The following is an 18,787-nucleotide window of genomic DNA, read 5'->3' as shown; positions in this document are numbered from 1 at the left end:
CCCCTCACTGAAAGGAGGTGTTCCCCATAGATTTCTGTCATATCCCCGTCAGTATCATCAAGCGCAGCGCAGGCCGTTCAGCCGTTGCCGCAGCTGCTTACCGCAGTGGAACCAAGCTGACAAATGAATGGGACGGAATGATCCACGACTACACCCGGAAAGGCGGCATTGTCCATGCGGAGATCATGCTGCCTGCCCACGCCCCGCCGGAATTTGCAGACCGTTCTATCCTCTGGAACAGCGTGGAGCAAATCGAGAAAGCAAGAGACAGCCAGCTTGCCCGCGAGATTGAGGCAGCTTTACCCCGTGAACTGTCCGGCGAACAACAGCTTGCCCTTGTGCGTGCCTATGTGAAGGACAACTTTGTAGACAAAGGAATGTGCGCCGACTTTGCTATCCATGACAAGGGAACCGGCAACCCTCATGTCCATATCATGCTGACGCTCCGGCCGTTGAAAGAAAATGGACAGTGGGGCGCAAAGTGCCGCAAGGCATACGATCTGGACGAGAATGGACAGCGTATCCCGGATGGGAAAGGCGGCTGGAAAAATCATCGGGAGGATACGACCGACTGGAACGATAAAGGAAATGTGGAGATTTGGCGGGCAGCGTGGGCAGCCTACACCAACCGGGCACTGGAATCTGCCGGTAGACCGGAGCGTATTGACCACCGCAGCTACAAGCGGCAGGGCATTGATAAAATTCCCTCTGTCCATCTGGGGCCAGCTGCCAGCCAAATGGAAAAGCGCGGTATCCGCACCGACAAGGGGGAAGTAAACCGACAGATCGTCGCCGACAACAAGCTGCTGAAAGAAATCAAAGCTCGCATTACCCGTCTTTATCGCTGGTCGAAAGCGGAAGCGGAAAAACCACAAACGCAGCAAAGCAGCTTGACCGCCTTGTGGGAAGCCCAACAGCAGTTGAACGCTCCCCGCACCCGCACCGGCAAAATCCGGGCTTTGCAGGAAAGCGCTGCACTATTCAGCTTTTTGCAGGTAAACGGCATCCAGTCTATGCAGCAGCTTCATGAAAAAATCGCTGATATGAACAGCTGTTACTATGACCTGCGGGGAAAGATCGTCAAGGCTGAGCGCCGGATCGCCATTCTTACCGAACGCGGGGAGATGTGGGAACAGTACAACCAGTACAAGTCCATCCACAAGCAGCTTGCCAAAGTAAAACCGGAAAAACGGGAACAGTTTGAGCAGCGCCACAGCCGGGAACTGATCCTGTATGATGCAGCAGCCCGGTATCTGAAAGAACTGAAAGACAGCGGCGAGGGGATCACCCCGAAGGCATGGCAGCGGGAAATCGACCAGCTGGCCGCCGGAAAGCAGACGGACACGCTTGCCATGAAATCCATGCGGGAGGAGTTGAAAGCAGTGGAACGGCTCCGCAAAACCGCCGAGCAGCTGTCCCGACAGGAAAGGGACAAGTCTCACAACCGTGGGCCGGAGCGGTAAAGGCTACCGCGTTTTGGCGTACCCCTGTCAAGTGCGTCGCGTTTCACGACATACTTTTGCATACAGAAAAACCGCCGTACAGGTTTCCCCATACGGCGGCAGACTGTTTATTTGCCGAACAAGTCGCTGTGTGTGCCGGTGCGGGCAAGCGTCAGCACCAGCACATCATCCTCGATACGGTAAATGAGCAGCCAGTCCGGGAGAATGTGACATTCCCGATGGCCCACCCAATCGCCGGACAAATCGTGATCGCGGTTTTTATCCGGCAGCGGTTCGCCCATCGACAGCAGCGCCACGACCTGTTCCAGCAATTCGATTTTCAGGCCGCGCTTGATTGCCCGCTTGTAGTCCTTTTTGAAAGCGGTCGTGTACTTGACGGTGTACTTTGTTTTCCTCATTTTTTCAGGTCGGCAAACAACTCGTCAAGGTCATTGTATCCCTTTACAGACGGGTCTTTTGCAATCCTTTCCGCTTCCAGCATGGCAGCAACCGTTTCCTTGTTGGGCTGTTCCAGCTTCACCTCAAAGGGAATGCCGCCTTCACGAAGCGACTGGCGCACAAAGATGTTAAACGCCGTAGTCAGGTTCATGCCAAGTTCAGTAAACAGTGCGTCCGCTTGCGCTTTCAAATCTGCGTCCATGCGGATACTGATGTTTGTGGTATTTCCAGCCATACGATCAACCCCTTTCTGCTGGCAATTATAGTATATGCCATTTGCACGAAGAAAACAATACTTTGCACGAATATTTAACAATAAATTCATTCAAGGAGGTTACTGGCTTTATGAAAGAAATCATTTATGAAGAACAATAAGTCTGAACCTATCCCCGTCATGGATTACCGCCAGTACCGCAGAGCGCGGAAACTGGTGCATGAGTGCTGCAACTACATTGCCGGAAACTGTATCGCCCTGGACGATGGGGAGGAATGTATCTGTGTCCAGTCCATTTCCTACTCCCTGTTGTGCAGGTGGTTTCGGGCGGCGGTATTGCCGCAGGATAAGGAACTGGAAACGGCGCTGTTCCACCGGCTGAATGCTAAGAAATGCGCCGTATGCGGGGCGCTGTTTACCCCCGGTTCTAACCGGGCTAAATACTGCCCGGAATGTGCCGCACGCATGAAGCGGATCAACGCCGCAAAGCGCAAGCGGAAACAACGGGAGAAATGTCACGCTTTAGAGGCTGAAAAACTCTTGTAAATCAAGGCTTTTTTCGAAGGTGTCAAAGGCAGGCTGATAGATTTATCCTCTGCCCCCTAAAACGGCCTTAAAATGCGTACAGAATCCCAAGAGAATCCCCAAGGAGGAACCCTATGTCAGACAACCGAAAATATTACTACCTGAAACTCAAAGAGAACTATTTTGACGATGACTCCATCGTGCTGCTGGAAAGTATGCCGGACGGTGTGCTGTACTCCAACATCCTGCTCAAGCTGTATCTGAAATCCCTGAAACACGGCGGGCGGCTCCAGCTTGACGAGGACATCCCTTACACGGCGCAGATGATCGCCACCATTACCCGCCAGCAGATCGGCACTGTGGAGAGAGCCTTGCAGATCTTTTTGAAGCTGGGTCTTGTGGAAGTGCTGGACAGCGGCACATTCTACATGAGCAACATCGAACTTTTAATAGGCCAGTCCTCTACCGAGGCCGAGCGAAAGCGGGCTGCAAGGCTTCAAAATAAGGCTCTTTCTGCGCTCCGGACAAGTGGCGGACATTTGTCCGACATTCGTCCACCAGAGATAGAGATAGAGTTAGAGAAAGAGATAGAGATAAAGAGAGAGATAGAGAAGGTACGCCCTGAAACGGGGCACCCTTCCCACACCTATGGCCGTTACCAGAATGTTTTCCTGACGGATGAAGAACTGGCAGACTTGCAGGTCAGCTTTCCTGCTGTATGGGAACAGTACATCGAAAAGCTGTCCGAGTACATGGCTTCTACTGGCAAGCGTTATCAGAGCCATGCAGCGACCATCCGGCGTTGGGCCGGTGAGGACGCTAAAAAAACGGTCACACCCTCACGCAACCGGGATTACAGCGTAAAGGAGGATGAAACTGTATGATTGAGATTACCGCAGAAATCCGGGCATTCATCGACAAGGCAGCTGCCGGTGTGGAATTGGCTGAGGACGAGTATATAGACCCGTCAGACGGGCTCATTCACTGTAAGAAATGCGGCGGCCAGAGGCAGACCGTTGTGCCATGCTTCGGGAAATCCGGCTACTTTATGCCGCACTGCATCTGCCAGTGCCAGCGGGAGGCTGAGGAGCAGCGCAAGGCTGCTGAAGAACGGCAGCGCCGCATGGAGCGTATCAAACGCCGAAAGGCACAGGGCCTGCAAGACCGTTATCTGTACGACTACACATTTTCCAATGATAACAGGCAAAACCCATTGATGGACAAGGCTCATGCCTATGTGGAGAACTGGAAAGAGGCATATAAGAGCAATATCGGGCTTTTACTGTTTGGAGATGTGGGAACCGGCAAGTCTTTTTTCGCCGGATGTATTGCCAACGCTCTACTTGACCAGGATGTGCCGGTGCTGATGACGAACTTCCCCACCATTCTGAACCGCCTGACAGGGATGTTCTCTGAGGACAGGTCAGAGTTTATTGCCAGCTTTGACGAATATGACCTGCTTATCATTGACGATCTGGGTGTAGAGCGCAGTACCGAATATGCTATGGAGCAGATGTTTTTCGTCATCGACAGCCGCTATCGCAGCCGAAGACCCATGATTATCACAACAAACTTGAAACTGTCCGAGCTGAAAAATCCGCCTGATCTGGCCCACGCCCGTATCTATGACCGTATTTTGGAACGGTGTGCGCCGATCCTCTTTGACGGGAAGAATTTCCGGGAAGAAAATGCCGGTGTCACCCGACAGGCAGCAAAAGACATTGTAAACAGTAAGCACGATTGATTTTTTACCGGGCGGCACAGACCCGTTCGGAGAAAGGAGCGCTATGAACAAAGAACCCCGTACTATGCAGATGGCAGACGCCGCTGCTGCGGCCAGAGCGCCGGAAAACACGCCAGCGATGGTAAAGAAAATCGGCAAGACGACCTACAAGGTTCATGTCCATTTCAGCAATACCAGCACAGAAACCATGAGCGATAAAATCAAGCGTATGCTCAAAAATGAAATTCAGCAGATGTGACAGACTGATAAACTAAGCCGCCTTGTGCTAAACTGATGATGGTACGCACCAAAATTTTTGTCAAGGAGGACATGAAAATGCTTTACACAGAAAAAGAGAAACATGAAATTGAGCGAGTAAAGGAAGTCTTTGCGGAACATCTGCGGCAAAGCCCTGATTTTGAATTGCTCTGGTCGGACAAGGTGGGCTATGTCTGGCTGACGATTGGCGTAAATCCAGTCTATGTGGATACCGGTATCAGGATAGAATCTGCCGCCGATCTCTGCGGCAAGTGTTTGGATGATGTTGCTACGGATGTTTTATATATGACTGGCAACGATCATGCACTGGAAGCAGCCGACCCGCTGGAGTTAGCCGAAATCAAGCGGCTCTGGGAGCCATATATCAACCAGCTGCCAGACTATGCGTATCTCTGCAAAGACCTGCTGAACGGAAAAATGTAATCTATCAAACGAGGTGTCAGGAGCCATACAGTGCTTCTGGCACCTTTTTTGTAGATTTTTTGTGAATTTGATTAAAAAGTCCTTGACAATTTGTCTCTGGCAAGACCGCTAAGTCGATTTTGATTTCCTGCGGCGCTCGTCTGGCTCCTTTTGATATTCAGGAGGTCAGAGATGTGACTGCCTATGACGAGTTGCAGTTGGATACTCTCGGAGATAAGAAAACGGCGCTCTTTCTGATTATGTCAGATACGGATGCGACGTTTAATTTTTTGATCTCCATGATTTACACACAGCTGTTCAACTTGTTGTGCGAGAAAGCAGATGATGTGTACGGCGGCAGACTGCCGGTTCATGTGCGCTGCTTGATTGATGAGATGGCAAACATCGGTCAGATTCCCAATCTGGAAAAACTGGTAGCGACAATCCGAAGCCGTGAAATATCGGCTTGCCTTGTTCTCCAGGCACAATCACAGCTGAAAGCCATTTATAAAGACAATGCCGATACCATCATCGGCAACATGGATTCCCGAATTTTCCTGGGTGGTTCTGAGCCAACCACGCTCAAAGAACTGAATCAGGCATTGGGAAAAGAAACTATCGACACCTACAACACCTCCAACACCAGAGGTAACAGCCCGTCTTACGGCTTGAATTATCAGAAGTTAGGCAAAGACCTTGCGAGCGTAGATGAGCTTGCGGTTCTGGATGGCAGCAAGTGTATTTTGCAGTTGCGTGGTGTCAGACCGTTTCTTTCTGACAAGTACGATCTGACGCAGCACCCCAATTATAAGTACACATCAGACTTTGATAAGAGAAATGAGTTCAACATTGAGCAGTTTCTGAGTCGAAGGTTGAAGCTCAAGGCAGGTGATGAGTTTGTGGTAGTCGATGCGGATTAAGGAGGTTTCTGTTTGGAAAATCTGAAAACGGTATCTGCCCTGGTTAAGAACATCTTGGAACACGACCACAAGGCAAGAAATACCGACAATCATTTGTACCTGATGGTACTGGAACACTATTCCGGTCTGCGTGGCATCGACATTCATGCCATGACGGTTCCTGTGTTTTTGAAGGAACTGGATAGACGCAGCTTTCCGGGGTTTGAAACTGTCCGCAGAAGCAGACAGAAAGTGCAGGCAACCTACCCTGACCTTGCTCCCAGTGAAGCCGTAGGCAAGCGCAGAGCAAAAAATGAGGTTGTATATCGAGAATTTGCAGAAAGCGAGGTGTAAAAAAAATGACTTGGTGGATCACGGATACCTCTATTGGGCAGCGATTGAAGTTCGTTAGACGATTTCGCCGCCTTACCCAGAAAGAGCTTGGACTCCTGATGGGGTATTCCGAGAAAACAGCGGATGTCCGTATTGCTCAGTATGAGAAAAACGCTCGAACCCCTAATGCAGAAACCACAGCGAAACTCGCAGAGGTTCTGAAGGTTTCACCTGTCGTTTTTTCACCGACAATCTGTGCTTCTCGTGAAGATTTGTTGCAGTCAATGTATTGGCTGTTTCTTATGAAAGGTGGTGGTGATATATATGATTGTGAAACTGAATATGCAAGAAGCAGAATGGAACAGAAACTTGGCGTGATAACCGTCGAGGAGTTCCTTGAAAAGATTCTCGTAAACTAAGCCTTCCGTCCGGTTTTGATGCCGGTAGTACGGAGGGCTTTTTCTATTCTCAAAACAATTTCAAATTTTAGGAGGAAAATATTATGGCATTTTTCAATAGCGCAGTAACCGTTCTTCAGACTCTCGTTATCGCTCTGGGCGCAGGTCTTGGCATCTGGGGTGCAATCAATCTGCTTGAGGGCTACGGCAACGATAACCCCGGCGCAAATGCTCATGTACGGTAAGGAAGCAAGCAACCGAAAACAAGAGATAGACCGCCAGCACTACACTATTCCGAACCAAAGACCAAAAGATAAGCATTGTGGGAAAATCTAAACTTTTGGATTTTCCTACAATGCCGACTACGGCGGAATCCTTCCCACTCCTTATATCTTTATTTCCGTATACATTGAATTTGTATTTAGTAAATGCTATAATGTCCCTATTCAAATTATAAATGTGTTGAATTAGTTACATGTACATATTTTTTGTGCCGCATAAATACCCTGTTGAGGTTGTCGTTCTTTGTCCAGATGTGGAAACAATAAAAGGAAGGGAACGATACAGGGAGAAAACAGGCTATTCCGGCTTTACGGTTGAAACCTTATACGATACATTTATGCAGACAACACCACGGATCGGCTTTTGGCTGGACAATTCCAACCAAACACCACAGCAGACAGCAGAAACCATTCTGAACGCCAGAAAGTCGGTATGATTGTTACATATAAGGGGAAGAAAAATTTCTTTTAGGTACTTTCTTTCCTAAAACTAATGTGATATAATAGCATCATTCCAAAAAAGGAGTAAAAAATATGCGGCAAGGTATTCTTAAATAAAACTATAATCAAATAGTGGGAACAAAGGATTATGATAGTCCCTTTTGTGGGGGCTTGGTTTTTTGTACCCAATTTAAGAATACTTTTGCCTTATCAATTTTGACATATCCGAAAAACAGCAATCACAAACAGGTGTATGCTGTATATGTGTATGTCCGCAAATTATAATCCCCAGTGGTAAAAGTATTTTACTGCTGGGGATTTTTATGCCCTTTTGGGGCTGTAAAAGGAGGACAATCACATGAAAATAATCAATATTGGAATTCTCGCCCATGTAGACGCAGGAAAAACAACATTGACGGAAAGCCTGCTGTACACCAGTGGAGCGATTGCGGAACAAGGAAACGTGGATAAAGGAACTACAAGAACAGACACTATGATTTTGGAACGGCAGCGCGGAATTACCATTCAGACAGCGGTTACTTCTTTTTGCTGGAATGATTATAAAATCAATATCGTGGACACTCCCGGTCATATGGATTTTTTAACCGAAGCATACCGCTCTTTATCTGTCCTTGACGGAGCTGTTTTAGTCATTTCGGCAAAAGACGGCGTACAGGCACAAACCCGTATATTATTCCATGCGCTTCAGAAAATGGACATTCCGACAATTATCTTTATAAATAAGATAGACCAAAATGGGATCGACCTGCGGCGTGTTTACCAAAGCATTAAAGATAAACTTACCAGTGATATGATTGTCATGCAGGAGGTTTCCCTGTCGCCAAAGATAACCATGACCGATATTTCTGATTTGGACAAATGGGATATGATTATTTCCGGAAGCGATGAACTATTAGAACGATATGTTGCAGAGGATTCTTTGGATATACAGGAATTACAATATGAAAAGTGCAAAAGAACCAGATGCTGCTCTTTGTTTCCTGTTTATCATGGGAGTGCAAAAGACAATTTAGGAACAGAAAAACTGATTGAAGCGATTACAGAAACTTTCATTACAGAAACAGACGATATTCAGTCTGAATTATGTGGATATGTTTTTAAGGTTGAGTATACAGAGCGGAAAAAACGGCTTTCTTATTTACGCCTGTATCATGGGACGCTCCATTTACGGGATACCCTGCTGCTGTCAAAAAAGGAAAAAATAAAGATTACAGAAATGTGTATTCCGTCAAATGGTGAAATCGTCCCGGTTGACCATGCCTGTCCGGGAGAAATTGTTATTTTAGCTGATGATACTTTGAAACTGAACGACATTCTGGGAAATGAAAAACTCCTGCCTCACAAAACACGGATTGATAATCCCATGCCATTACTTCGGACAACGGTAGAGCCGCAAAAGCCGGAGCAAAGGGAAGCCCTGTTAAATGCCCTCACAGAGATTGCTGATACAGACCCTCTTTTGCATTTTGACATTGATACTGTTACACATGAGATTATATTATCTTTTTTGGGAAAAGTACAGTTAGAAGTTATTTGTTCGCTATTAGAAGAAAAATATCATGTGGGCGTGGCTATGAAAGAGCCTTCGGTTATTTATCTGGAAAGACCGCAAAAAAAAGCGAGCTACACGATTCATATTGAAGTGCCGCCGAATCCGTTTTGGGCATCTATTGGTTTGACTGTAACACCGCTTCCTGTTGGAAGCGGAACACAATATAAAAGCGAGGTATCTCTCGGCTATTTAAACCAAAGTTTTCAAAATGCCGTCATGGAGGGTGTGCGTTATGGAATGGAGCAGGGCTTATATGGCTGGGGAGTGACAGACTGCCAAATTTGTTTTGATTATGGAGTTTATTACAGCCCGGTCAGCACCCCCGCTGATTTTCGTTTTCTTGCGCCTGTCGTGTTGGAGCAGGCATTGAAAAAAGCAGGAACACAACTGTTGGAACCATACCTTTCCTTTACCCTTTTTGCACCGCAGGAATATCTTTCACGGGCTTATAATGACGCACCAAAGTATTGCGCAATCATTGAATCAACCAGACTTGAAAAAGATGAAGTTATTTTTAAGGGGGAAATCCCTGCCCGTTGTATTGGTGAATATAGAAATGATTTGAATTTTTATACAAATGGAAGAAGTGTCTGCATTACAGAATTAAAAGGGTATCAGGAAACTTCCGGCGAGCCTGTGTTTCAGCCACGCCGCCCGAACAGCCGTTTAGACAAGATCCGGCATATGTTTCAGAAGATAATGTAACATCTTGCGCAATGCAAACGTTCATTGCTGGCTATTGCGAAATATCATTGATAAAATCAGCATCAGAGAGGAGGAACCATTTTGAACCAGAAACAGACGGATATTACAACAGGAAAGCAAATACGTCATCTGCGAACACAATCGGGAATGACACAGGAAGAACTGGCTGGGAAATTGAATGTTACCCGGCAGGCGCTATCGAATTGGGAGAGAGATGTTAATGAACCCGATTTAAATACGTTGAAAAAAATTTGTTTTCTTTTTGGAGTCCACATGGACGATTTTGCGAAGGAGGTAATAACAAAAATGGAAACATGTGAAAAAAAGAGAAACGACAATTTAATAAGTATGATATGGCAATTGGACTTTTTTATGGTGTCGGGATATTTCTTGGCATTGGTATTTTCTTTGTTGGCGGTTTTATGACAATGTCGGGTGCAGGGTGGGGAGCATCACTATTTGGCGGTGGCTGTTTTTCTCTTGTATTTGGCTTGATATGCCATGCAGTTATTACATTGAGAAGAAATGACAAATGATGACATATCCTGCTTTCTAGTCTTTTCGGTCATATCGCGTAAAAAAGCCGCTGCTTTTGGCTTTCCAATAGCGGCGGCAAAGGGAAATATCCTTTGAATACCTTACAGAAGAAAAGTTTTGCAGCATTATAAAAATAAAAGCCTATACCATTTTGGAAAGAAAAGATACATAATAGTCAAGACGGCAACAATCAGAAGTTATGGAGGGTAACAATGGAATATAGTAAGGAAGATTTAATGGAAGCAAAAAGGCAAATTTTGGGAGTGGGAGAGAACATGGGAACAGAGGAAAGCAAAAAGATCTGGGAGAAAAACGCACAATTTTGGGATGATGCAATGGGTGACGAATCCAATGAATTTCACAGAGAGGTAGTACGTCCCAAAGTAACGGAACTTCTCTCTCCTGATCCTTCGGATTACATTTTGGATATTGCGTGCGGCAATGGAAATTATTCTTCGTATCTTGCACAGAGAGGCGCTTCGGTCGTCGCTTTTGATTACAGCAAAAAAATGATAGAATTGGCTAAAAGACGGCGATCACAATATGCAAAACAAATTGAGTTTTGCGTAGCGGATGCGACCAATAGAGAAAGCTTATTAGGATTAAAAAGAAATCGAGCCTTTACGAAAGCAGTTTCTAATATGGCAATTATGGATATTACGGATATTGAACCGCTTTTTATGGCTGTTTATGAACTATTGGAGGAAAACGGGATTTTTGTCTTTGCAACGCAGCACCCTTGTTTTATCACATTGACTGAAAAATATATGACACCGCACAGTTACTATGATATAGCGATCGAAGGGCAGCCGGAGGAGCAGATTTATTATCATCGTTCCATACAAGATATTTTTAACCTTTGTTTCAGAGCTGGATTTGTCATTGATGGATTTTATGAAGAATGTTTCAAAAACAATAAAGAAATTCCTATGGTAATGATAGTAAGGCTTAAAAAGGTAAAACGTGATAGCTTAAAATAAATTCAAGTTTGCCGGATAAATAGCAAACCCGGCCGAGCCAGTCAACGGTCAAGATGAACGGGCTTCGCCCGCCGTTGACAGCCCCGCCCGGTTTTGCAGTTAGGCAGTCAAGGAGCGACAGCCTAAAGTGCTGCCGCCCCTTACTATCATAAAAAGCAACTACTAACCAGCCACAGCCCTTTTGGGAGGAAAGGGGGATTTTCCATGACCTGTACAGAAGAATATCGGGAACATATCGAGTACACTTTCCATGCCTTTTGCAAAGTCGTTATCCGAAATGCAACGATCAACGCAGCGAGGACACGGAGCAGGAAGCACAAAAGAGAAATATCCCTTGAATACCTCACAGACGAAAAGCACTACCCTTTAGGCACGACAGATGAATATTTCCAAGCCCCGGAGCCGGACGAGGAATACATACTTACCCTTTGCGGCGATACGGTCATTTTCAGCAGCGGTTTACTTGCGGAAGCCCTGTCACGGCTGGACGAACGGGAGCGGGAAATGATTTACCTGTCCTTTTTCAAGCGTATTCCACAGCACGAAATTGGCAGACAGTACGGGCGCAGCCGCAGCACAGCGGGCTACCATATCCGAAAAGCCCTACGGCAGCTCCAAGCGGAAATGGAGGGAATGGCATATGAGAAATAATAGGCTTCTCCCCTATGAAACAATCGTCCAAGCCGCCAGCGGGGAGCCGGAAGCGGTGGGAACTGTATTGCAGTATTACCGCCGCCGCATACAATGTGCCGCCCGTGTGAATGGACGGGTAGACCAAGATACAGAGGACTACATCACCCAGACGCTTCTCACAGCTATTTTCAAGTTCCGCTTTGGGAGATAGCCCTACCGCCTACAACTGAATAACCGCCGCTTCGCCGGCAACCAGAAAGCAGTAAATCTATTCAACAGATTTGCTGCTTTTTTTCGTTCCTGTTTGGCATTTTTGAAAATCCCCAGTATGAAAAAACAAAAGGGAAAATAGCCGCCGCAGTTGGCAAAATCCCTTACTTATCCGTAGAGGGTATCAAAGAAAAAAATACTGCCATTGTCCGCCTATTCCGGCTTGCGTGGTGTTGTAGGGAATAGAGGGGAAATTCTAAAAATCTCCGTCCATTTTGCTTTGCGTGGTGTTGTAGGTAGTGAAAGGAAAATTTTCAAGATAAGCCGGAATAGCGGGTAGCAAAGCCCTTTTGAAACGTTTTGTTAGCGGAAAGGACGGGAGCCGGGGAACGCCGGAGTTTTTCAGAGCAAGATTCTACCGAGGTGCCAAAATTCGCTCTCCGCTTATTTTTGCCCCTGCGGGAATCTTGTTGGGGAGTGCCTTCCCCAAACCCTGCTATGCGCCCTGTCGGGCGAGAAAGGAGGTCACAGACCATGCGAAAGAAATACAATACGCCCCACCGCCGTCATGTGGTAAAGACCCGCATGACCGATGAAGAATACGCCGACTTCACCGGGCGGCTGGCGGCTTATGAAATCAGCCAGTCCGAGTTTATCCGGCAAGCCATACGGAAAGCGACCATACGCCCCATTGTCACCGTTTCCCCGGTCAATGACGGGCTGCTTGCCGCCCTCTCCAAGCTCACGGCAGAGTACGGGAAAATCGGCGGCAACTTAAACCAGATTGCCCGGAGCCTGAACGAATACGGAAGCCCCTACCGGGGGCTGGAAAAGGAAGTGCGGGGAGCCGCCGCCGACCTTGCCGCCTTGAAGTTTGAAGTCTTGCAGAAAGTAGGTGAAGCCGTTGGCGATACTCAAACATATCAGCTCTAAAAATGCCAACTACGGGGACGCTGAAAAATACCTCACATTCGAGCATGACGAGTTTACCATGAAGCCCACCCTTGACGCAGACGGGCGGCTCATACCGAGGGTAGACTACCGCATATCCTCTCTGAATTGTGGCGGGGAGGATTTTGCCGTTGCCTGTATGCGCTCCAATCTCCGCTACGGCAAGAACCAGAAACGGGAGGACGTAAAGAGCCACCACTACATCATCAGCTTTGACCCACGGGACGGCCCGGACAACGGCTTGACCGTTGATCGGGCGCAGGAGCTGGGCGAGAAGTTCTGCGCCGAGCATTTCCCCGGACACCAGGCCCTTGTCTGCACCCACCCGGACGGACACAGCCACACCGAAAATATCCATGTGCATATCGTCATTAACAGTCTGCGGATTGCGGAGGTTCCCATGCTGCCCCACATGGACAGGCCAGCGGACAGGAAAGCAGGCTGCAAGCACCGCTGTACGGACGCAGCTATGAACTATCTGAAAGCCGAAGTCATGGAGATGTGCCACAGCGAGGGGCTTTACCAGATAGACCTTTTGAACGGCAGCAAAGAACGCATTACCGAGCGTGAGTATTGGGCGCAGAAGAAAGGACAGGCTGCCCTTGACAGAGCCAACGCCCCTATTGCTGCGGACGGTATCGCGCCCCGGCAGACCAAGTTTGAAACGGATAAGGCGAAGCTGCGCCGGACTATCCGGGAAGCCCTTGCCGCTGCTTCCGGCTTTGATGAGTTTGCCGCCCTGCTTCTCCGGCATGGTGTGACCGTCAAGGAGAGCCGGGGGCGGCTAAGTTACCTCACGCCGGACAGGACGAAGCCAATTACCGCCCGGAAGCTGGGGGACGATTTTGACCGGGCTGCTGTCCTCTCCGTTTTGGAGCAGAACGCCGCCAGAGCCGCCGAAAAACCCGCAGCCATAGCGGAATACCCCGGCAGTATCAAAGACCGCTTACGGACGAAAAAAGAAGCGAAAAACGCCCCGAACAATGACGCTGTACAGCGCATGGTAGACATAGCCGCCAAGCGAGCCGAGGGGAAAGGACGGGGCTATGAGAAGTGGGCGACCATGCACAACCTCAAACAGATGTCGGCTACCCTCATGCTCTACCAGCAGTATGGCTTTTCTTCCCCGGACGAGCTGGACGCTGCCATTTCCGCAGCCAACACCGCCACGCAGGAGAGCCTTGCCGGACTGAAAGGGCTGGAAGCCGCTATCCGGGAGAAAAAGGAATTGCAGCGCAACCTTTTGGGCTATATCGGCACGAAGCCCGCCCGTGACGGTCTGAAAGCGCAGAAATCGGAGAAAGCCCGGAGAGCCTACCGGGAACAGCACGAAAGCGATTTTATCATAGCGGACACAGCCGCCCGTTATTTCCGGGAGCATGGAATAACCAAGCTGCCAGCCAGCAAAGCCCTGCAAAGGGAGATTGAGCAGCTTACCGTCCAGAAGAACGCCGGATATAACGACTACCGGGAGAAACGCCAGCGGGCGCAGGAGCTTCAGACAGTCAGACGCAATATCGACCAGATTTTAAGGGGCGCACCGAGCCAGCAGAAAAAGCGTGAACAGGAGCGTTAAAGACCGCCCCGAAATGATACCGAAACCCTACAAAAATACAGGTATGATATGAACCCTTACCGCAATACTCCCCGACTTCCAAACGGGGCTTACAGGGCAGAAAAAGCCCGAAAATGATACCGAGAACATACAGAAAATGCCCCCTATCCCGCTACACCGATAGGAACGGCAGAAAGGAGCTTACCATTGCCGAGAATGAGCAAGAAGCGGCGGCTGGAATGGTCTTTCTTCCTCAACCACCGCAACCGTATCACTTACAACGACCTATGCCGGGGCTGCACCCGTGACTGCAAACAGAGCTTCCGGGCGGTTATCATACTATGCCCTCGCTATTATTCCAAACGCTGGAAAAAGGAGGACGCAGCCTATGGCAGATAACCGCAAATATTACTACCTCAAGCTGAAAGAGAGCTATTTTGACGATGATGCAATCGTTCTGCTGGAAAGTATGCAGGACGGCGTTATCTATTCCAACATTCTCTTGAAGCTGTACTTGAAATCGCTGAAAAACGGCGGGAAATTGCAGCTTGACGAGAATATCCCCTACACCGCCCAGATGATTGCGACCATTACCCGCCAGCAGGTAGGTACCGTAGAGAGAGCTTTGAAAATCTTTATGAAGCTGGGGCTTGTGGAGCCTTTGCCAAGCGGCGCACTCTACATGAGCAACATTGAGCTTTTAATCGGCCAGTCCTCTACCGAGGGGGAGCGCAAGCGCAGGGCGCGGCTGGCTTTGCAGGAACAAAAAGCCCTGCCGCAGACAGGGGCGGACAAATGTCCACCATATCGAGCGGACATTTGTCCACCAGAGATAGAGATAGAGAAAGAGATAGATATAGAAATAGAAAAAGAGAGAGAGTTAGAAACGGGACACCCCGCCCCCGCCGCCTATGGCAGATACCACAATGTCATTCTTTCCGATACGGAGCTTGACGGGCTGAAAACAGAGCTTCCCGGCAAGTGGGAGTATTACATTGACCGCCTATCCTGCCATATCGCTTCCAGCGGGAGGAAATACAAGAGCCATGCAGCCACGATTTTCAAGTGGGCGCAGGAGGACGCAGCCAAGAAAGCCCCGAAAAAGGGCATACCCGATTATACCTGTAAGGAGGGCGAGAGCTTATGACGAATGGATTTGATGAAATGATTTTGAATATGACCGACACCACGCCGGAGCCGGAGGACTACACCGGCGAGGACGGGCTTTTATACTGCGGGAAGTGCCACAAGCCCAAAGAGGGCTATTTCCCCAAAGAAACCGCCGCATGGCTGGGGCGTGACCGCCACCCGGCAGAATGTGACTGCCAGCGGGCAGAGCGTGAGGAACGGGAAGCCGCAGAGAAACAGCGCAGTCACCTTGAAACTGTCGAGCGGTTGAAGCGGCGGGGCTTTACAGACCCGGCTATGCAGGGCTGGACGTTTGAGAACGACAACGGCAAGTGCCCGCAAATGGAACACGCCCATTTCTATGTGGAGAACTGGGAAACCATGAAAGAGCGCAACATTGGCTATCTGCTATGGGGCGGCGTTGGCACAGGCAAGAGCTATTTTGCGGGCTGTATCGCAAATGCCCTTATGGAGCGTGAAATCCCCGTGTGCATGACAAACTTTGCATTGATATTGGGTGACCTTGCCGCCAGCTTTGAGGGCAGGAATGAATATATCTCCCGACTTTGCAGCTTCCCGCTGCTTATCCTTGACGATTTTGGAATGGAACGGGGAACGGAATACGGCTTAGAGCAGGTCTACAACGTGATTGACAGCCGTTACCGCAGCGGCAGGCCGCTGATCGTCACGACTAATCTCACGCTGGAGGACTTGCAGCACCCGGAGGACACCGCCCACGCCCGCATTTATGACCGTCTGATTGAAATGTGTTCTCCTGTCCGCTTTACCGGGAGCAACTTCCGAAAAGCCACGGCGCAGGAGAAAATGGGACAACTGAAAAAGCTGATGAACAGAAAGGAGAGCCGCCTATGACCAACACCCCAAAGAATGACCGCAGCACCCGCCGCCCGGATTGCGTGACGGAAATCCGCATAGGTAATTCTGTCCTTGTCGTTTCCGGCTATTTCAAGCAGGACACCACCGCCACCGCCGCCGATAAAATGCTGAAAGTGCTGGAAGCGGAAGCTGCTACACAAAAATCGGCAATTTGACGGGACGTAAAGAAGCAGAAAGGACTGTACAGCCAGCCCCGGCGTGTGGTATGATAGTCATACGGAATAGTGGGGCTGGCTGTCGGAAATGGAGGACACTATGTTAAGACAGACCACCCGAAACCTTATTACCGCCCTTTATCCGAGATTATCCCACGAGGACGAGCTGCAAGGTGAGAGCAATTCTATTTCAAACCAGAAGCGTATTCTTGAAACCTATGCGAAGCAGAACGGCTTTTCCAATCTGCAATGGTACACAGATGACGGTTATTCTGGGGCGAACTTCCAAAGACCCGGTTTTCAAGCCATGCTTGCGGACATTGAAGCCGGAAAAGTCGGCACCGTTATCGTCAAGGATATGTCACGGTTAGGGCGAAACTATCTGCAAGTGGGAATGTATACGGAAATGATTTTCCCACAGAAAGGCGTCCGCTTTATCGCTATCAATGACGGAGTGGACAGCGCACAGGGCGACAATGATTTTGCCCCTCTGCGGAACATTTTTAACGAATGGCTGGTGAGAGATACGAGCAAGAAAATCAAAGCAGTAAAACGGTCTAAGGGTATGAGCGGGAAGCCCGTCACGAGCAAACCCGTATACGGCTACTTTATGGACGAGGACGAAAATTTTATCATTGACGGGGAAGCCGCCCCTGTTGTGCGGCAGATTTACAGCTTGTGCCTTGCCGGGAACGGGCCGACCAAGATAGCCCGTATGCTCACAGAGCAGGAGATCCCCACGCCGGGAACGCTGGAATACCGTCGGACGGGAAGCACCCGCCGCTACCACCCCGGCTATGAGTGCAAGTGGGCGACCAATACCGTGGTACATATCCTTGAAAACAGGGAGTACACGGGCTGTCTGGTAAACTTCAAGACGGAGAAGCCGTCCTACAAGACCAAGCACAGCGTAGAGAACCCCATTGAGAAACAGGCGATTTTCGAGAACCACCATGAGCCTATCATTGACACCCAGATGTGGGAGCGTGTGCAGGAGTTACGCAAGCAGCGCAAACGCCCGAACCGCTATGATGAAGTGGGCTTATTCTCCGGCATACTCTTTTGTGCCGACTGCGGCAGCGTCCTTTACCAGCAGCGTTACCAGAACGCCACCCGCAAGCAGGATTGTTATATCTGCGGGAGCTACAAGAAGCGTACCCGTGACTGTACGGCGCACTTTATCCGCACCGACCTGTTGACCGCCGGAGTGACCGACAATCTGCGGAAAGTCACCAGCTATGCAGCGAAGCACGAAGCCCGGTTTATGAAGCTGCTGATCGAGCAGAACGAGGACGGGGGCAAGCGCAGGAACGCCGCAAGGAAAAAGGAGCTGGAAGCCGCCGAGAAGCGTATCAGCGAGTTATCCGCTATCTTCAAGCGGCTGTATGAGGACAGCGTGACCGGGCGCATTTCAGACGAGCGTTTCACGGAGCTGTCGGCAGACTATGAAGCCGAGCAGAAAGAACTGAAAGAGAGAGCCGCCGCTATCCGGGCAGAGCTTTCCAAAGCGCAGGAAGCCACGGTAAACGCAGAAAAGTTTATGAATGTTGTCCGCAAGTACACCAGCTTTGAAGAACTTACCCCTACCCTTTTGCGTGAGTTTGTGGAGAAAATCGTTGTGCATGAGTGCAGCTATGACGAGAACGGCACACGCAGACAGGACATTGATATTTATTACTCTTTCGTTGGCAAGGTAGACCTGCCCGAATGACCGCCCGACCTATCCGGCGCAATGCGCAAACGCCGGATAGGAACGGCAAAATTTTTTACACTTCTACTACTTCTTTATCACACATCAGCAAAGTCCCAGGGCATGAAGCAGTTCATGGCTAATTAAAGGGAACAAAAAGAAAGGAAAAGCACAATCCAGACGGTATCAGCGGCAGTCCACAAGAATAAATTGTGATTTCACAAGATTGGTGCTATAATAAGAGAAAAGTTCCTGCCGGGGCAGCCGCCCCGGTGGTATGGATAGGAAGGCGGGAAAGCAATATGCACATCAGCTATAAACCACTCTGGCATACACTGTTAGAGCGTGATATGAGAAAAGAAGATTTAAGGCTTGCT

The 18,787-nt window shown here is 49.0% G+C and carries 22 protein-coding genes and 4 pseudogenes; 24 read left to right on the top strand and 2 right to left on the bottom strand.

Annotated features, from left to right (window positions below; translation table 11 throughout):
- Nucleotides 1-17: 17 nt before the first annotated feature.
- A complete protein-coding gene (gene mobQ, locus DWY84_RS07350; protein WP_082809167.1) occupies nucleotides 18-1,463 on the top strand; it encodes a MobQ family relaxase in 1,446 nt (481 codons plus the stop codon).
- Nucleotides 1,464-1,570: 107 nt separating this feature from the next.
- Here the strand turns inward: mobQ and DWY84_RS07345 are convergent, their stop codons facing one another.
- Entirely contained in the window at nucleotides 1,571-1,861 is a 291-nt protein-coding gene (locus DWY84_RS07345) for a type II toxin-antitoxin system YafQ family toxin (protein WP_118531998.1), read from the bottom strand.
- Entirely contained in the window at nucleotides 1,858-2,136 is a 279-nt protein-coding gene (locus DWY84_RS07340) for a type II toxin-antitoxin system RelB/DinJ family antitoxin (protein WP_117505406.1), read from the bottom strand. The genes DWY84_RS07345 and DWY84_RS07340 overlap by 4 nt, the downstream gene beginning before the upstream one ends.
- Before the next feature lie 126 nt (nucleotides 2,137-2,262).
- Here DWY84_RS07340 and DWY84_RS07335 point away from each other — a divergent pair, with 126 nt between their 5' ends.
- The 23 genes and pseudogenes from DWY84_RS07335 to DWY84_RS18055 all read left to right on the top strand — a co-directional run.
- Nucleotides 2,263-2,661, top strand: coding sequence for a cysteine-rich VLP domain-containing protein (locus DWY84_RS07335; protein WP_118531996.1), 399 nt, complete (start codon nucleotides 2,263-2,265; stop codon nucleotides 2,659-2,661).
- 113 nt (nucleotides 2,662-2,774) lie between these two features.
- A complete protein-coding gene (locus DWY84_RS07330) occupies nucleotides 2,775-3,524 on the top strand; it encodes a phage replisome organizer N-terminal domain-containing protein (RefSeq protein WP_118531995.1) in 750 nt (249 codons plus the stop codon).
- A complete protein-coding gene (locus tag DWY84_RS07325; protein ID WP_005933545.1) occupies nucleotides 3,521-4,384 on the top strand; it encodes an ATP-binding protein in 864 nt (287 codons plus the stop codon). Before DWY84_RS07330 ends, DWY84_RS07325 begins: the two co-directional genes overlap by 4 nt.
- Nucleotides 4,385-4,427: 43 nt before the next feature.
- Nucleotides 4,428-4,622 carry a transposon-encoded TnpW family protein gene (locus DWY84_RS07320; RefSeq protein WP_005933543.1) on the top strand — a complete coding sequence of 65 codons (195 nt, stop codon included), beginning with the start codon at nucleotides 4,428-4,430 and terminating at the stop codon, nucleotides 4,620-4,622.
- 77 nt (nucleotides 4,623-4,699) lie between these two features.
- Nucleotides 4,700-5,065 carry a hypothetical protein gene (locus DWY84_RS07315; protein ID WP_014080225.1) on the top strand — a complete coding sequence of 122 codons (366 nt, stop codon included), beginning with the start codon at nucleotides 4,700-4,702 and terminating at the stop codon, nucleotides 5,063-5,065.
- A 95-nt stretch (nucleotides 5,066-5,160) separates the two neighbouring features.
- A pseudogene (locus DWY84_RS07310) lies at nucleotides 5,161-5,964 on the top strand (TraG/TraD/VirD4 family protein); the annotation flags it as partial.
- A gap of 12 nt (nucleotides 5,965-5,976) precedes the next feature.
- Nucleotides 5,977-6,297: a hypothetical protein gene (locus tag DWY84_RS07305; RefSeq protein WP_002304332.1), complete on the top strand. Its 321-nt coding sequence runs from the start codon at nucleotides 5,977-5,979 to the stop codon at nucleotides 6,295-6,297.
- Between the two features lie 5 nt (nucleotides 6,298-6,302).
- Nucleotides 6,303-6,695 (top strand): helix-turn-helix transcriptional regulator, encoded by a 393-nt coding sequence (locus DWY84_RS07300; RefSeq protein WP_002304334.1) that lies wholly within the window; start codon nucleotides 6,303-6,305, stop codon nucleotides 6,693-6,695.
- Between the two features lie 83 nt (nucleotides 6,696-6,778).
- Nucleotides 6,779-6,907 (top strand): annotated as a pseudogene (locus DWY84_RS07295) (Maff2 family protein); the annotation flags it as partial.
- Between the two features lie 263 nt (nucleotides 6,908-7,170).
- Nucleotides 7,171-7,392: pseudogene (locus DWY84_RS18060) on the top strand (phosphotransferase); the annotation flags it as partial.
- Nucleotides 7,393-7,754: 362 nt separating this feature from the next.
- Entirely contained in the window at nucleotides 7,755-9,674 is a 1,920-nt protein-coding gene (gene tet(32), locus DWY84_RS07285) for a tetracycline resistance ribosomal protection protein Tet(32) (protein WP_002602099.1), read from the top strand.
- An 81-nt stretch (nucleotides 9,675-9,755) separates the two neighbouring features.
- Nucleotides 9,756-10,100 carry a helix-turn-helix transcriptional regulator gene (locus tag DWY84_RS07280; protein WP_002602098.1) on the top strand — a complete coding sequence of 115 codons (345 nt, stop codon included), beginning with the start codon at nucleotides 9,756-9,758 and terminating at the stop codon, nucleotides 10,098-10,100.
- Nucleotides 10,101-10,423: 323 nt separating this feature from the next.
- The gene (locus DWY84_RS07275) at nucleotides 10,424-11,191 is read left to right on the top strand and encodes a class I SAM-dependent methyltransferase (protein ID WP_002602097.1); all 768 of its coding nucleotides are present in this window, start codon (nucleotides 10,424-10,426) and stop codon (nucleotides 11,189-11,191) included.
- Nucleotides 11,192-11,395: 204 nt separating this feature from the next.
- Nucleotides 11,396-11,842 (top strand): sigma-70 family RNA polymerase sigma factor, encoded by a 447-nt coding sequence (locus DWY84_RS07270; protein WP_002602096.1) that lies wholly within the window; start codon nucleotides 11,396-11,398, stop codon nucleotides 11,840-11,842.
- On the top strand, nucleotides 11,832-12,035 hold the full coding sequence (locus DWY84_RS07265) for a helix-turn-helix domain-containing protein (RefSeq protein ID WP_002602095.1): 204 nt from the start codon (nucleotides 11,832-11,834) through the stop codon (nucleotides 12,033-12,035). The genes DWY84_RS07270 and DWY84_RS07265 overlap by 11 nt, the downstream gene beginning before the upstream one ends.
- Nucleotides 12,036-12,568: 533 nt before the next feature.
- Nucleotides 12,569-12,967 carry a plasmid mobilization relaxosome protein MobC gene (locus DWY84_RS07260; RefSeq protein ID WP_002602094.1) on the top strand — a complete coding sequence of 133 codons (399 nt, stop codon included), beginning with the start codon at nucleotides 12,569-12,571 and terminating at the stop codon, nucleotides 12,965-12,967.
- Nucleotides 12,939-14,561 carry a relaxase/mobilization nuclease domain-containing protein gene (locus tag DWY84_RS07255; RefSeq protein WP_002602093.1) on the top strand — a complete coding sequence of 541 codons (1,623 nt, stop codon included), beginning with the start codon at nucleotides 12,939-12,941 and terminating at the stop codon, nucleotides 14,559-14,561. The genes DWY84_RS07260 and DWY84_RS07255 overlap by 29 nt, the downstream gene beginning before the upstream one ends.
- 186 nt (nucleotides 14,562-14,747) lie before the next feature.
- A complete protein-coding gene (locus DWY84_RS07245; protein WP_006058351.1) occupies nucleotides 14,748-14,939 on the top strand; it encodes a hypothetical protein in 192 nt (63 codons plus the stop codon).
- On the top strand, nucleotides 14,929-15,687 hold the full coding sequence (locus DWY84_RS07240) for a phage replisome organizer N-terminal domain-containing protein (protein ID WP_002605636.1): 759 nt from the start codon (nucleotides 14,929-14,931) through the stop codon (nucleotides 15,685-15,687). The genes DWY84_RS07245 and DWY84_RS07240 overlap by 11 nt, the downstream gene beginning before the upstream one ends.
- On the top strand, nucleotides 15,684-16,541 hold the full coding sequence (locus DWY84_RS07235) for an ATP-binding protein (protein ID WP_002605635.1): 858 nt from the start codon (nucleotides 15,684-15,686) through the stop codon (nucleotides 16,539-16,541). Before DWY84_RS07240 ends, DWY84_RS07235 begins: the two co-directional genes overlap by 4 nt.
- Entirely contained in the window at nucleotides 16,538-16,720 is a 183-nt protein-coding gene (locus tag DWY84_RS07230) for a transposon-encoded TnpW family protein (protein ID WP_002605634.1), read from the top strand. Before DWY84_RS07235 ends, DWY84_RS07230 begins: the two co-directional genes overlap by 4 nt.
- 100 nt (nucleotides 16,721-16,820) lie before the next feature.
- Entirely contained in the window at nucleotides 16,821-18,431 is a 1,611-nt protein-coding gene (locus tag DWY84_RS07225; protein WP_002605633.1) for a recombinase family protein, read from the top strand.
- 281 nt (nucleotides 18,432-18,712) lie between these two features.
- Nucleotides 18,713-18,787 (top strand): annotated as a pseudogene (locus tag DWY84_RS18055) (XRE family transcriptional regulator); the annotation flags it as partial.

Origin of the sequence: Clostridium sp. AF27-2AA, assembly GCF_003478505.1 — a bacterium.
In the GTDB taxonomy this organism is placed as follows: Bacteria; Bacillota; Clostridia; order Lachnospirales; family Lachnospiraceae; genus Brotaphodocola.
Note: the sequence above shows the minus strand (reverse complement) of the source record. Positions and strands in the feature narration are given on the sequence as shown.

What these genes read in the sequence shown, in the direction of transcription:
- DWY84_RS07345 (WP_118531998.1), bottom strand. Translation starts at nt 1,861, where the DNA reads ATGAGGAAAACAAAGTACACCGTCAAGTACACGACCGCTTTCAAAAAG.
- DWY84_RS07340 (WP_117505406.1), bottom strand. Translation starts at nt 2,136, where the DNA reads ATGGCTGGAAATACCACAAACATCAGTATCCGCATGGACGCAGATTTG.
- DWY84_RS07335 (WP_118531996.1), top strand. Translation starts at nt 2,263, where the DNA reads ATGAAGAACAATAAGTCTGAACCTATCCCCGTCATGGATTACCGCCAG.
- DWY84_RS07330 (WP_118531995.1), top strand. Translation starts at nt 2,775, where the DNA reads ATGTCAGACAACCGAAAATATTACTACCTGAAACTCAAAGAGAACTAT.
- DWY84_RS07325 (WP_005933545.1), top strand. Translation starts at nt 3,521, where the DNA reads ATGATTGAGATTACCGCAGAAATCCGGGCATTCATCGACAAGGCAGCT.
- DWY84_RS07320 (WP_005933543.1), top strand. Translation starts at nt 4,428, where the DNA reads ATGAACAAAGAACCCCGTACTATGCAGATGGCAGACGCCGCTGCTGCG.
- DWY84_RS07315 (WP_014080225.1), top strand. Translation starts at nt 4,700, where the DNA reads ATGCTTTACACAGAAAAAGAGAAACATGAAATTGAGCGAGTAAAGGAA.
- DWY84_RS07300 (WP_002304334.1), top strand. Translation starts at nt 6,303, where the DNA reads ATGACTTGGTGGATCACGGATACCTCTATTGGGCAGCGATTGAAGTTC.
- DWY84_RS07275 (WP_002602097.1), top strand. Translation starts at nt 10,424, where the DNA reads ATGGAATATAGTAAGGAAGATTTAATGGAAGCAAAAAGGCAAATTTTG.
- DWY84_RS07270 (WP_002602096.1), top strand. Translation starts at nt 11,396, where the DNA reads ATGACCTGTACAGAAGAATATCGGGAACATATCGAGTACACTTTCCAT.
- DWY84_RS07265 (WP_002602095.1), top strand. Translation starts at nt 11,832, where the DNA reads ATGAGAAATAATAGGCTTCTCCCCTATGAAACAATCGTCCAAGCCGCC.
- DWY84_RS07260 (WP_002602094.1), top strand. Translation starts at nt 12,569, where the DNA reads ATGCGAAAGAAATACAATACGCCCCACCGCCGTCATGTGGTAAAGACC.
- DWY84_RS07240 (WP_002605636.1), top strand. Translation starts at nt 14,929, where the DNA reads ATGGCAGATAACCGCAAATATTACTACCTCAAGCTGAAAGAGAGCTAT.
- DWY84_RS07235 (WP_002605635.1), top strand. Translation starts at nt 15,684, where the DNA reads ATGACGAATGGATTTGATGAAATGATTTTGAATATGACCGACACCACG.
- DWY84_RS07230 (WP_002605634.1), top strand. Translation starts at nt 16,538, where the DNA reads ATGACCAACACCCCAAAGAATGACCGCAGCACCCGCCGCCCGGATTGC.
- DWY84_RS07225 (WP_002605633.1), top strand. Translation starts at nt 16,821, where the DNA reads ATGTTAAGACAGACCACCCGAAACCTTATTACCGCCCTTTATCCGAGA.